Origin of the sequence: Runella defluvii, from assembly GCF_014195535.1 — a bacterium.
Classification (GTDB): domain Bacteria; phylum Bacteroidota; class Bacteroidia; order Cytophagales; family Spirosomataceae; genus Runella; species Runella defluvii.
Genome location: NZ_JACIBY010000017.1, coordinates 21,137 through 33,712 on the forward strand (window position 1 = coordinate 21,137; position 12,576 = coordinate 33,712).

The 12,576-nt window shown below is 45.5% G+C and carries 13 protein-coding genes; 11 read left to right on the forward strand and 2 right to left on the reverse strand.

The genetic code is table 11. From position 1 onward, the window contains the following. Positions 1-43 precede the first annotated feature (43 nt). The 4 genes from FHS57_RS26680 to FHS57_RS26695 all read left to right on the forward strand — a co-directional run bounded on the left by FHS57_RS26680 (position 44) and on the right by FHS57_RS26695 (position 5,477). Positions 44-1,813 (forward strand): DNA polymerase/3'-5' exonuclease PolX, encoded by a 1,770-nt coding sequence (locus FHS57_RS26680; protein WP_183979072.1) that lies wholly within the window; start codon positions 44-46, stop codon positions 1,811-1,813. A 248-nt stretch (positions 1,814-2,061) separates the two neighbouring features. Further along, positions 2,062-2,862: an MbnP family protein gene (locus FHS57_RS26685; protein ID WP_183979074.1), complete on the forward strand. Its 801-nt coding sequence runs from the start codon at positions 2,062-2,064 to the stop codon at positions 2,860-2,862. 6 nt (positions 2,863-2,868) lie between these two features. After that, entirely contained in the window at positions 2,869-3,948 is a 1,080-nt protein-coding gene (locus tag FHS57_RS26690; RefSeq protein ID WP_183979076.1) for a cytochrome-c peroxidase, read from the forward strand. Between the two features lie 107 nt (positions 3,949-4,055). Continuing rightward, a complete protein-coding gene (locus FHS57_RS26695; protein ID WP_183979078.1) occupies positions 4,056-5,477 on the forward strand; it encodes an AAA family ATPase in 1,422 nt (473 codons plus the stop codon). A gap of 21 nt (positions 5,478-5,498) precedes the next feature. Here the strand turns inward: FHS57_RS26695 and FHS57_RS26700 are convergent, their stop codons facing one another. Then, a complete protein-coding gene (locus tag FHS57_RS26700; RefSeq protein WP_183979080.1) occupies positions 5,499-6,122 on the reverse strand; it encodes a hypothetical protein in 624 nt (207 codons plus the stop codon). A gap of 22 nt (positions 6,123-6,144) precedes the next feature. Further along, positions 6,145-6,834 carry a HupE/UreJ family protein gene (locus FHS57_RS26705; RefSeq protein ID WP_183979082.1) on the reverse strand — a complete coding sequence of 230 codons (690 nt, stop codon included), beginning with the start codon at positions 6,832-6,834 and terminating at the stop codon, positions 6,145-6,147. A 160-nt stretch (positions 6,835-6,994) separates the two neighbouring features. Between FHS57_RS26705 and FHS57_RS26710 the strand changes: the two genes are divergently transcribed. From FHS57_RS26710 to FHS57_RS26740, 7 genes are all read left to right on the forward strand, one after another. Continuing rightward, positions 6,995-7,393: a hypothetical protein gene (locus FHS57_RS26710; protein WP_183979084.1), complete on the forward strand. Its 399-nt coding sequence runs from the start codon at positions 6,995-6,997 to the stop codon at positions 7,391-7,393. Between the two features lie 106 nt (positions 7,394-7,499). After that, on the forward strand, positions 7,500-8,309 hold the full coding sequence (locus FHS57_RS26715; RefSeq protein ID WP_183979086.1) for an MbnP family protein: 810 nt from the start codon (positions 7,500-7,502) through the stop codon (positions 8,307-8,309). Between the two features lie 31 nt (positions 8,310-8,340). Next, entirely contained in the window at positions 8,341-9,426 is a 1,086-nt protein-coding gene (locus FHS57_RS26720; RefSeq protein WP_183979088.1) for a cytochrome-c peroxidase, read from the forward strand. After that, positions 9,423-10,346 carry a hypothetical protein gene (locus tag FHS57_RS26725; RefSeq protein WP_229601464.1) on the forward strand — a complete coding sequence of 308 codons (924 nt, stop codon included), beginning with the start codon at positions 9,423-9,425 and terminating at the stop codon, positions 10,344-10,346. Before FHS57_RS26720 ends, FHS57_RS26725 begins: the two co-directional genes overlap by 4 nt. A gap of 3 nt (positions 10,347-10,349) precedes the next feature. Then, a complete protein-coding gene (locus FHS57_RS26730) occupies positions 10,350-11,153 on the forward strand; it encodes an MbnP family protein (protein ID WP_183979090.1) in 804 nt (267 codons plus the stop codon). A 15-nt stretch (positions 11,154-11,168) separates the two neighbouring features. Continuing rightward, positions 11,169-11,552: a hypothetical protein gene (locus FHS57_RS26735; protein WP_183979092.1), complete on the forward strand. Its 384-nt coding sequence runs from the start codon at positions 11,169-11,171 to the stop codon at positions 11,550-11,552. 69 nt (positions 11,553-11,621) lie between these two features. Then, positions 11,622-12,533 carry an MbnP family protein gene (locus tag FHS57_RS26740; RefSeq protein ID WP_183979094.1) on the forward strand — a complete coding sequence of 304 codons (912 nt, stop codon included), beginning with the start codon at positions 11,622-11,624 and terminating at the stop codon, positions 12,531-12,533. The last annotated feature ends 43 nt before the right edge of the window (positions 12,534-12,576 follow it).

The following is a 12,576-nucleotide window of genomic DNA, read 5'->3' on the forward strand; positions in this document are numbered from 1 at the left end:
GATAACAATTACACGGATAACAAATCAAAGAACAAACCCTGCCATGTCAAACGAAGAAATTGTTGAAGTACTTGAACTTACCGTCAAATTAATGGAACTTCACAATGCCGATGCGTTCAAAACGCGGGCATTTGGTTCTGCCGCCTTTAACCTCGACCGCTTCAAAGACGCCGAGCTTGCCAGTCTTTCGGCCGATGAACTCACAAAAATTCAGGGAGTTAGTAAAAACATGGCGGGGAAACTCGTGCAGCTTATTGCCACGGGTCACTTGGCCGAACTCGACGAATTGTTGGCCCAAACTCCCGTCGGCGTCTTGGAAATGTTCAAAATCAAAGGCATTGGCCCCAAGAAAATTGGTACCATTTGGCGTGACTTGGGCATCGAAACCCTCGAAGGCTTGCAAGCAGCTTGCGAAAGTGGTCAAATTGCCAAATTAAAAGGCTTTGGGGAAGGTACGCAACAAAAGATTTTGGACTCGATGGCCTTCTTACGGAGTCAGGCGGGGAAACTTCGCATGGACAAAGGAGAAGCTCTTGCCACCCTTATTTTGGAAGAATTGCAGCCTCATTTTACCCAAGTGGCCATTACGGGTGAAGTAGCTCGTAAGTGCGAAATTGTGGAAACAATTCAGCTAGTAGTAGGTACCGAATCGCCCGTAGCTGCGGCCCGAATCATCGGTTCGGTGGGCTGGTTGGTACAAAATCCCAAAGAATCGTCGCCGTTTGTATGGCGTGGCAAAATCCAAGACCGCAGCCAAGCCACCGACCTTCCGCCCCAAGGCGAAGAAGTGGAAGTAAAAAAGACGCTAGAAGTAAACGTTGAAATCCAATTTGTTCAACCCGAACGCTTTGAGAACGAGCGTTTTATTTCGGACAGCGCCCCCGCTCACCTTTTTGCCAAAACCCCGTCGGGACATACATTATTATCGTTGGCCAACACCGCCCAAGCGTTTGTGTCGGCCGAAGAAATCTACCAAAGTGCAGGGCTTCCATACATCGTTCCCGAAATGCGCGAAGGCTTGGGAGAATTTGACTGGCGCAGCACCCACGCCAACGAAGACTTGGTAGAATGGTCGCACTTGCGCGGAATTTTGCACAACCACAGTACCTATTCGGACGGAAAACATAGCCTCGAACAAATGGCGCGTTTTAGTCAAGAACTTGGTTTTGAATACCTTGGCATTGCCGACCACTCCCAAACTGCGACCTATGCCCAAGGACTCAACGAAGAACGCGTAGAACAACAACACGCCGAAATCGACCGCCTCAACCAAACTTTTGCCCAAGAATTTTCGACTCCTTTTAAAATTTTGAAAGGCATCGAATCCGATATTTTGGGCGATGGCTCGCTCGACTACCCCGAAAGTATTTTGAAAACGTTCGATTTTGTGGTAGCATCTGTTCACAGCAATCTCAACATGAACCTCGAAAAAGCCACAACGCGCCTACTTCGGGCCATCGAAAACCCTTATACCACTATTTTGGGACACCCAACAGGGCGTTTGTTGTTGGCACGGGCAGGCTATCCCATTGACTACAAATTGATTATCGACGCTTGCGCCCAAAACGGAGTCGTTATCGAAATCAATGCGAGTCCGTGGCGGTTGGATTTGGATTGGCGCTGGATTCGGTACTGCATGGAAAAAGGTGTAATGCTTTCCATCAACCCCGATGCCCACGAAAAAAATGGGTATTATGACATGCACTACGGCGTGGCCGTGGGACGGAAGGGTGGTTTGACCAAAGACATGACCTTCAATGCCTTGTCATTGACCGACCTTGAAGCCCATTTAGCCAAACGTAAGAGCCGCTAAGTACTTTACTTTGATACTTTTAAAACACATAGAGCAGAATTAGAATAAACACATAGTAAACAAAGAAAGCCACAACATCGACCTTTAGATTTGTTTTCTATGTGAAAATTCTATGTGGCCTATGTGTTTTAAAATGGATGCGTAACACCTTCCCCACAACAATTTTATTTTTCTCGCATCATTTTCGCCCGATAACGCGTTACTACTAAAAGAAAACTATCTTTACGTAAACGTAAACTCCTGGCACAATGAAAAAGCTATTCTTCGGGCTTTTGATTTTCGCAACTGCGCTACAGTCTTGCAAAACCGACCCAGACCCCAACGAAAAAAATACGCTTACCCTGTCTTTTGCCAATAAAGTAGGCACGCAAGACGTGGTGTTGGGCAAAGAGTCGTACCAAAATGCCGTGGGCGAAACGTTCGGCGTAACTACCTACAATTATTTTATCAGCAACATTTCCCTCAAAAAATCGGACGGAACGCTCTATACTGTTCCGCAAGATTCGAGTTATTTTCTTATCAAAGAGTCTAATCCTGCCTCCAAAAAAGTAACCCTGCGAGGCGTTCCAGCGGGCGACTATACCGAACTTCGCTTTATGATTGGGGTCGATAGCCTTCGCAACACCATGGACATCAGCCGCCGCACGGGCGTGCTTGACCCTGGCGACGCTACCCACGATGGCGACGGGATGTATTGGTCGTGGAACTCGGGCTATATTTTCCTCAAAATGGAAGGAACTTCACCTCAAGTGGTCGCCGATGCCGCAGGAAACCGCAAATACCGCTACCACATTGGAGGATTTGGAGGTTATAATGCCAAAACATTCAACAACCTACGTACCGTAACGCTGCCGTTGGGAAGCGTAGCCGCAACCGTTGGCCCCAACCAACAACCCGTGATTGAGGTAGTGAGCGATATTTCTAAAATTTTTAACGGTACGCAAAAAGTAAGCCTCGCCCAGTACCCCACGGTGATGTTTGCCGATTATTCCAGTACAGTTGCCAACAACTACGCCAGCATGTTTAGCATCGGCAGTGTAAAAGATTAACCACGCATGAACAAGTCGTTTCTCGTTGTCGGTGCTATGGCTTTGTTTGGATGGGCGGCGTGTCGGCAATCGTCGTCACCCACGCCCGACCCCACTACGCCCACGACCGAGACGCTGGAACTGACTCAGCCGAGTTACTTCCCACCGCTGGTGTATGACCTCAAGGCCAACCCGCTTACCTACGACGGGTTTCAGCTAGGTCGCTCGTTGTTTTACGATGGACTTTTATCAAGAAATGGCACGATTGCCTGCGGAACCTGTCACCAACAAGCCGTGGCTTTTACCCACCACGGGCACGATTTGAGCCACGGCATTGACGATAAAATTGGCATGAGAAACGCCCCGCCCATTCAAAACATGGCGTGGGCTAAAGAGTTTTTCTGGGACGGAGGCGTGCATCAGTTGGATTTGTTTCCGATTGCCCCCATTGAAAACCCCGTTGAAATGGACGAAAAGCTACCGAATGTCCTCCAAAAACTCCGCGATAGTAAAAACCCCAACTACCCCGAACTGTTCAAAAAAGCCTTTGGCAGCACCGAAATTACCACCGAGCGGTTTACCAAAGCCTTGTCACAATTTATGGTCTTTTTGGTGTCCAACAATTCCCGTTACGACCTTTACCTGCGCGGTACAACCAACGCCCTCACGGCGACCGAAAAAGAAGGATTGGCCTTGTTTAAACAAAAATGCGCGACTTGCCACGCGGGTGAATTGTTTACCGACCAATCGTTTCGTAACAATGGCCTCGACAACAGCCGCAGCAGCGACCAAGGGCGGTTCCGCATCACTCAAAACCCCGACGACCTCTTTAAATTTAAAGTTCCTAGCCTACGCAATGTCGGCTACACCTCCCCTTACATGCACGACGGCCGTTTTAGTACTCTCGAACAAGTACTAAACCACTACACCACCAACGTCCAAAAAACCGCTACCTTAGACCCAACGCTGCAAGCCAACGGCCAACTCGGCATTGCGATGACCGACGACGAAAAGGCCAAAATCATTGCCTTCTTAAAAACCCTCTCCGACGAACAATTTGTAAAAGACTACCGCTTTGCCGACCCAGGTTTTGGAAAGGCTTTTTAGCTATAATCAGCTATATGTAGGTGTTTTGTACACGATTTAGCTGATTATAGAGTTATACTGAGCTAAATCCTATTAATTTTGCCTACTTATAGCTCCGTATAACTACTATGAAAACACTTATTGGTCGAGAAGTTGAACAAACTATCTTAAAGAAAGTGAGCGAAAGCCCTCATTCTGAGTTTGTAGCGGTCTATGGGCGCCGACGCGTTGGTAAGACGTTTTTGGTGAAACAGTTTTTTGACCAAAAATTTGTTTTTTACTTGACGGGTACGGCCAATGTTGGCATGACGTATCAATTGGCCAACTTTTATACCGCCTACAACCAATACACCAAGGTTCCCCTTTCTCATGCCCCCAATAACTGGTTTGAAGCCTTTGAGGCTCTACGACATTTAATTGAGCAATCAGCTGCTCCACAAAAAGTGGTTTTTTTGGACGAATTACCTTGGCTAGACACTCCCAAAAGTAATTTTATTGCCGCCTTAGAGTATTTCTGGAACAGTTTTGGAGCCTCTCACGCCCCTTTAAAACTCATAGTTTGTGGCTCAGCTGCTTCGTGGATGCTCAACGAATTAATCAAAAACAAAGGAGGCTTACATAACCGTGTCACCAAACGCATTTCGTTAAAACCGTTTACGCTCAAAGAAACTGAAGCGTTTTTAGCGGCTAAAAACGTTGTTCTCGAACGTTACCAAATCGTACAGATTTACGCCGTTATGGGCGGAATTCCCTACTACTTAAATGAAATTGATACAGGACAAAGTGCTGCCCAAGTAATTGATAATGTTTGCTTTAGTGAAAACGGGCTACTCCGCGAAGAGTATCATCAATTGTACCATTCACTCTTTCAAAAAGCCGAAAGGCATACAGCGATTGTGGAAGCCCTCAGCAGCAAAGCCCAAGGTTTGACGCGGGAGGAATTAGTCAGTAAAACCAAAATTGCCAACGGAGGGACTTTTACTAAACTTCTTGACGAGCTGGAAATAAGTGGTTTTATCAAAAAATATACGCCTTTTCAGAAAAAATCAAAAAACAGCCTCTACCAGCTTACCGACCCTTATTCATTATTTTACCACAAATTCATCAAAAACTCAAAAGCAACTGGCTCCAACAGTTGGCTCAACCTCCTAGACAGTTCGACCTACCGCGCGTGGAGTGGCTATGCGTTTGAGTCGGTTTGCCTAAGTCACATCGACTCAATCAAAAAGGCGCTGGGCATTTCGGGAATTTACACCGAAGAGTCGTCTTGGCGAAGCCAAACCAGTGACAATGGTACTCAAATCGACCTGTTGATTGACCGAAAAGACGGTATTATCACCATTTGCGAGATGAAATTTAGCAACCAAGAATACGAAATCACCAAAGAATATGCAGCTAAATTGAGAAATAAAATGAATACCTTCAAAACCGAATCTAATACCCGCAAAACCTTGTTTTTAGCCATGGTAACTACGTTTGGCGTAAAACCCAACCAATACGCCTTGGGCCTAGTACAACACCAACTTGTACTTGATGATTTGTTCGCCTAAAAAAACCAACTCATTCGCTTTTTAAAGCGTGTACTGTCCTTTCAACCGAATGGTGACCACGATGTCTTTGGCACTCTTATTCTTAAAATACCAACCGTGTCGGCCTTCGTAGGGTGCACAAAAAGTACCAATAATATTGTTGGAATATGCTTCGGTGTAGCTCTCAAAAAACTCGTCCTTTTTAGGGTCAGGATGCTCCTCTTTTACTTCCCCGTGAAAATCCGAAAACAATACGCCATGGTCGGTCACCCATTCGTATTTTACCTTTCCATATTTTAACACATTCATCTTAAACTCAATGCCTTTACCTGCCAATACCCGTACAGTCACGCTGTCTTCGCGTTCGTTGTATTGTTTTTCGGGGGCAGGGTTATTGGCTTCTTTCGGCATCGGAATAGATGGGTCAGAGCCCGCATCCGCCATTGTCAATATTGGGTACGTAGGCGCACTTTCTACCGTATGAACGTGGTGATGATGCCCCTCAGGTTGATAAAGACTACTGAGCCCTAGCAACTTTCCCGTTCCCAACGGGTCTTTGCCGTATTCGGCGGGCAGTACTGCTCCAGTAAATACAATTGCCCCTAACACAAGGGCGGCGAGGACTGCTTTACCAATTTGTGGTGCTTCTAAGCGAGGTGGATTCATAGCGATGATGTTTGAAAATCGTTTATTGTAAAAAATAACCAGTAAGTTGATACGCCAGCAACACAAAACCTGCGGCCATTAAAAGGGTGTTTGTTAGCGTAGAAAAACGCTGAAAGCTCGCGTAGTTTCTCCAAATACGCAGAAGCAGAAGAACAAAAATGAGCGCCAAAAACTGACCAATTTCTACCCCTAAGTTAAAGCCAATCAAGTTGGCAAATAGCCCTTCTTTGCCCATTTCAAACTCTTGAAGTTTGGTTGCCAACCCAAATCCGTGAAACAATCCAAAAACCAACACCGCGATTTTGGTGTCGGGCTGAACGCCAAATAGGGCTTTAAATCCTCCCAGATTGTCAAACCCTTTATAGACAATAGAAAAAGCAATGATGGCATCAATCAAATAGGCATTGATTGAAATTTTGGCTAAAACCCCCAGCAAAAGGGTAAGGCTGTGCCCAACGGTAAAAAGGCTGACGTAAATCAAGATGTCTTTGGGACGATAAAGGAAAAAAATGACCCCGAGTAGGAAGAGAATGTGATCGTAGCCTGTCAGCATGTGTTTGGCTCCGATGTAAAGGAAAGGGACAAAAGCAACGCCTTCGTTGGCCAACAAAAACGACTTGGTTTTATCGTCCACCCCGTGGGCGCAAACGACCAAACTTGTCATGCACAGCAGCAACATCAGCCCTATGTTGGCTCGTTTTTTATACTTCATAGAAAAGTGGGATTTAATGGGCTACCAAATTACGACTTTGATTGGGATATTCATCGAAATTTTTCCAAACCCTGTGTGACTTTTATCACATAAATTTTAATTCATTTTACGGGCGAAATAGATTTCCCCCTATCTTTGCGTTCGATTAGTTATTCCACCCATGAACGGCAAAAGAGTCATAGCGTACTTTTTATTGACACTTATCAGCTTTAAAATGCTGGCTAGTCCGTTTGTGTATCTTGACTTTGAGCTGCGTAAAGAGTTCATTATCAAAAACCTTTGCGAAAACCGCTTCAAACCGCAGCTTCATTGCGATGGCAAGTGTTACCTCGCCAAACAACTTCATAAAGTAGCAGAAGACAACGCAGCTAACGAAGCTCAAAAACAAGGAGAAAACATTAAAAAAGTGCTTGAGGAAGTTTTTGAAGACTCCACAGGACAACAAACAAGCCCTTTTTCTCCAAAACGCATTACTTTTTCTGTCTGCGTTTTTAAGCCCAATTTTTACATTTCGGACTTCAGTTTAGTGCTGCTACAGCCTCCCGCCTTTACGGCTTAATCCCTTTTTCTCGATGCTGTACTGATACAGATGGGTGAATTGCGCCTGTCTTACTCTGCCGTATCCCATACTCCTTTTACTTTCTTATTTTCCAACCATTTGTCCAATGAAAAAGACGTACGTTTTCGCATGTCTGGTATCACTGGGTTTGACAAGTGCATTGCTTTCTTGTCATAATCATCATGAAATCGATCCCAATGATACCAATGATCTTTTACTCGAATTTGATAACCGAGTCGGTTCTCAAGAATTGGAGTTAAAAAATAAAACCTACAAAAACGCGCTTGGCGAAGAGTTTACCGTCACGAAGCTGAATTATTTTGTGAGTAACATCAAACTCAAAAAGACCGACGGTACAGAGGTCAAATTCTCTGAACAGTATTTTCTGACCCGCGAAGAAGACCCAAAAACGTTGTTGGTTTCGCTCAAAGATGTTCCTGCGGCCGATTACACAGCCCTGAGTTTCACCATTGGCGTCGATAGTTTACGTTCTACGGCGGATATTTCACAGCGGAAGGGTGTTTTGGATGTTGCCTCTTATGGCGACGACGCCATGTACTGGTCGTGGAACTCGGGTTATATTTTTCTCAAATTTGAAGGACTTTCGCCAGTGGCTCCACTCCGAACCAGCGGTGAAAAAAAAGTAGAAGTTCATATCGGTGGGTACGGAGGCTACACGGGGCGTACGGTTAATAATTTACGAACCATAACACTACCGCTCCCTACAACAGCGGAAGTACGCAAAAAACATACGGCCACCATTCATTTGTTTGCCGATGTCCTCAAGCTCTTTGAGGGAAAAAACGCCATCAGTTTTGTCACTACAAATTCTGTCCATAGCCCAGGAGCTGGCGTTGCGGCGGCCGATAATTCTGTGAATATGTTCACGGTTGACCATGTCCACAATGGCCATTAAATTTTTGAGTAACTGTTTACGAATGAGGAGGATGAAAAAAGTAATTTATACCCTGTTGTTGTTCTGTGCCGCTTGTCATTCTACTGCAACAAAAGAAGAGCCAGCCCCAACAAACCCAACAGACAAGAAGCTATTTAACGTACCTACCAACTTCCCTGCACCTGTTTACGAGGAAGATAAATCGCCCGTGACCGAAGCTGGCTTTCTTTTGGGACGTACGTTGTTTTATGATGGCCGGCTTTCGCGCGATGGCACCATTTCTTGTGGCGAATGCCACCGTCAGGAATATGCCTTTACCCACCACCAGCACGACGTAAGCCACGGGATTGATAATCAGTTGGGGGAACGCAATGCGCCGTCTGTTCAGAACATGGCATGGCGGAAGGAGTTTTTTTGGGATGGAAGCATTCAAAGCCTTGACTTAGTACCAATTACGGCCATCGAAAGCCCCGTTGAAATGGGTGAAACGATGGATAATGTCCTCGAAAAATTACGAAAAATCGAAAAATATCCGCCTCTCTTTGAGAAAGCCTACGGCAGCAAAGAAATCAACCAAGAGCGGTTTTTGAATGCCCTTTCTCAGTTTGTACTTACCCTTACTTCGAGCAACTCAAAGTACGACAAAGTGATGCGGAACGAAGGCGCAACATTTACGACCGACGAAGGCGCTGGTTTTGAACTATTTAAGCAAAAATGCCAAAGTTGCCACGCTGGAGAGCTCTTTACTGACCAAAGTTACCGCAACAATGGGTTGGCACTGGATGTGACTCGTCAGGTAGTTGTCAATGGCAAAATTGAAACAAAACGCTTCTTCGACGAAGGCCGATACCGCGTCACAAAGCAAGAAAAAGACCGCTTCAAATTTAAAGTACCCAGCTTACGCAATGTAGGCGTGACCCGACCTTACATGCACGACGGGCGCTTTTGGATACTGGAAGATGTGCTCGACCACTATGCCGAACGCATGACTGACAACGGAATTGTAGATGAAGTGCTGAAAACCGACGGAAAGGCAGGGCTGAAATTATCTCACGAAGAAAAAATGAAAATCATTGCCTTTCTGCACACCCTCACCGACCGCAATCTTTTGTTAGACCCCAAATTTTCTGAACAATGAGCGTTTCCACCATTCGTCTTTTCGTTACTAGTTTTTTGATTTTCACCGCCTTGTCGGCTTCGGCCTGTGAGGTGTGTGGCTGTGCCAATGCAGGCTCCTATTTTGGTATCATGCCCCAAGTAGGCCGTTCATTTGTTGGACTGCGCTACCGAACGGCTTCCTTTGATTCCCATTTGAGTAATCCAATGCTCCAAACGCGTGAGCAGTTTCAGAGTGTGGAGCTATGGGGGCGTTTTTATCCTTTGAAGCGCATTCAACTCATGGCTTTTGTGCCTTATTTCTTCAACCATCAAGCCGAAGTAAAAACGGGTGTAAACCGTCGTTTGAATACCTTAGGCGACGCTTCTGTCGTAGCCAATTACAACCTTTTTAACACATTTTGGGATAGTACTTACCACGGAAATATTCAACATAGTCTTTTGGTAGGCGGTGGGGTAAAACTCCCTACTGGGCGTTACGAATACGATATTGCGGGCCTAACCGACGTCGCCAACCCCAATTTTCAGCCTGGCACGGGCAGTACCGACTGGTTTGTCACGGCCCTTTATTCCATGCGTTTTGGCCCGTGGGGCTGGAATACCGACCTTACCTATCGGCACAACGGCCTCAACCCCAACCGTTATCGCTTTGGAAACCGTGTCACGGCCAATACCCTTTTATTTTATAACAAAGAACTAAAAAACCTTACCCTCATGCCTCATGCGGGACTCTATACTGAAATCGCCGAAAAAGACTTCAACCGCCGAGAACGAGTTGAACGAACTGGCGGCTATATCAGCACTGCTAACCTTGGAATGGATGTTTTCCTACAACGCTTTACCGTAGGAGCAACCTACCAACAACCCATCGCACAAAATTTGGCCGTTGGTGAAATTCGCGCCAGCGCCCGCCTCACGACTCACATCACTTTTATGTTTTAAGCAATGAAAAAAATCATCATCGTAAGCATCGCATTCTGTCTTGTCGCGCTTTTTTCTTGTCAGACGACAACGGAAGCGCCCGTTCAACCCGAAGAAACAAAAACGACGGGCACTTTGGCCATCAAATTCGACAATGTAGTTGGCAATCAAGACCTCAAACGCAACTCGCCCTACATTAATCCCGTAACCAACGAGGATTTTCAGGTCTATACCTGCAACTATTTTATCAGCAACATTAAACTTAAAACTTCCGAAGGCAAAGAGTACGTAGTGCCGCAAGAAGAAAGCTATTTTTTGGTGAGTGAAGGGTCGGAAGAGTCCCAAACCATTAAAATCAACAATGTACCTTTTGGAACCTATTCTGAAGTTACGTTTACCATTGGCGTCGATAGTACGCGCAGCGCCGCAGGTCTATCCAACCCAACGAAGGGGCTACTTTCGGGAATCAACCAAGGGATGTATTGGAGCTGGAACACGGGTTATATCTTCTTTATGTTTGAAGGTACGTCGTCGTTGCTCAAAGGCAATCACCAAGACGGCGAAGATTTTATGTACCACATTGGCGGTTACAGCGGAAGCATCAACAACATCCGCAAAAAAACCTTTGCGCTGGGTTCGTCAACTGCCCTTGTTTCGGCCACAAAAACACCTGAGATTTTGTTCAAAACCGATTTACTGAAAGTCTTTAATGGTAAAAACCAGTTGCGGATTGCCAAAAATTCGGTGGTGATGTTTGACCCCTACTCGGTCGAAATCATGGCCAATATCGAACAAGCTATTTCATTGGAAAACGTCAAAAACCCTTAATTCCTCGTCCATCGTTTGAAGAAATTTGTTTCCATAGGGCTCATTTTGGCAGTTTTGCTACAACCATTCTATCGGTTGTGGATTGTCGTGACGTTCCAAATCAACCAAGATTTCATCGCAGCGACATTGTGCGAGGAGCGAAATACGCCTGAAAACGATTGCCAAGGCCATTGCTATTTATGCAAGCGCCTCCACCAAGCCGACGAGCGCGAGAAGCAAATTCCTATACTGGTCAAACTGGCCGAGGCAGTTCTTTATGTTCAAGAAAATCATACTGAATGGCTTCCTAGCCCCATTTGGCATTGGCTATTCCCTATTCCTCTTCAAACCCTTTTCCTTCACTACAATTTTCTAGGTGTTTATGATTTTTTAGACCCACCCGAAGCCACCGTCTGCTAATCCAATCGGGCCTAAAGCCCTAACAAATCATTTCACCAAAATTTACATTTATTTTTTTAAAACATTAACATGAAAAAAGTTTCATCACTCGTAGTTGCTGCCTCGGCGGCATTGGCATTCACTTTGGCAAGTTGTACCAAAGAAGTTGAGAAAATCGTTGAAAAAACAGTTTTTGTCAACCAAGACTTTGATGCAACAAAAGGCGTTGTAAAGCTTGACATTAAACATACGTTCAACGGTCAGCCTTTTGAAATCCGCAAAAATTTTACGGATGTGGCAGGAAATACGTTTCGTTTCGACGAAGTTCGTTATTGGTTGAGCAACGTTGAGTTTGTAAAAGCCAACGGCGAATCGGCTAAAATTCCGAACAGCTACTATTTAGTCGAAGACCGTGATACCTTGTTTTACTACGGAACCACTGCCGCAAGTACTACGCGCAACTTCTCTGCCCCTAAAAAACGTACCGAAGTATTGGTAGGAAATGTGCCTGCTGGCGAATACACCAAAGTGCGTTTTGCCATTGGTGTTGACCCAACTTACAACAACAACTTTGCATTAAGTGCGGGCGAATTGGACATCAACCAAATGGCACAAGTAGCGTCTTGGGCGTGGCAAACTAGCTATATTTTCCTTCGTACCAAAGGGATTTTCTTGGCCAAAGGCGCAGATGCGCTCTCAGGAAGTGTACGTTTTGTGGCCGAAACTGGCGGAAACGATAGCTACCGCACCGTTGAGTTCACACTCTCTACGCCTGTTATTTCTAAAGCAGGCCAAGTATCTAACTTGGCCCTGTCTTCTGAGCTTGCCAACTTGTTTAGTAACCTAAACGTGGCAGCTTTCAAAGGAACAAAGCCTGCGGGATGGGCAGCTGACCCGAACTTGACAAAATATGATAAGTTCTTGAATGCTGGTTCATTAGACGACATGGTGAAGTTGGCTGACAACTCTAAAACTGCTTTCGTAAAAGCAGCTGCTAACTAAGCAATATTCTTACGCTGGTGGCCCCAAAAAGCCACCAGCTTTT

Bases quoted from the DNA above. Each gene is read 5' to 3' on its own strand.
- FHS57_RS26680 (WP_183979072.1), top strand. From the start codon at position 44: ATGTCAAACGAAGAAATTGTTGAAGTACTTGAACTTACCGTCAAATTA.
- FHS57_RS26685 (WP_183979074.1), top strand. From the start codon at position 2,062: ATGAAAAAGCTATTCTTCGGGCTTTTGATTTTCGCAACTGCGCTACAG.
- FHS57_RS26690 (WP_183979076.1), top strand. From the start codon at position 2,869: ATGAACAAGTCGTTTCTCGTTGTCGGTGCTATGGCTTTGTTTGGATGG.
- FHS57_RS26695 (WP_183979078.1), top strand. From the start codon at position 4,056: ATGAAAACACTTATTGGTCGAGAAGTTGAACAAACTATCTTAAAGAAA.
- FHS57_RS26700 (WP_183979080.1), bottom strand. From the start codon at position 6,122: ATGAATCCACCTCGCTTAGAAGCACCACAAATTGGTAAAGCAGTCCTC.
- FHS57_RS26705 (WP_183979082.1), bottom strand. From the start codon at position 6,834: ATGAAGTATAAAAAACGAGCCAACATAGGGCTGATGTTGCTGCTGTGC.
- FHS57_RS26710 (WP_183979084.1), top strand. From the start codon at position 6,995: ATGAACGGCAAAAGAGTCATAGCGTACTTTTTATTGACACTTATCAGC.
- FHS57_RS26715 (WP_183979086.1), top strand. From the start codon at position 7,500: ATGAAAAAGACGTACGTTTTCGCATGTCTGGTATCACTGGGTTTGACA.
- FHS57_RS26720 (WP_183979088.1), top strand. From the start codon at position 8,341: ATGAAAAAAGTAATTTATACCCTGTTGTTGTTCTGTGCCGCTTGTCAT.
- FHS57_RS26725 (WP_229601464.1), top strand. From the start codon at position 9,423: ATGAGCGTTTCCACCATTCGTCTTTTCGTTACTAGTTTTTTGATTTTC.
- FHS57_RS26730 (WP_183979090.1), top strand. From the start codon at position 10,350: ATGAAAAAAATCATCATCGTAAGCATCGCATTCTGTCTTGTCGCGCTT.
- FHS57_RS26740 (WP_183979094.1), top strand. From the start codon at position 11,622: ATGAAAAAAGTTTCATCACTCGTAGTTGCTGCCTCGGCGGCATTGGCA.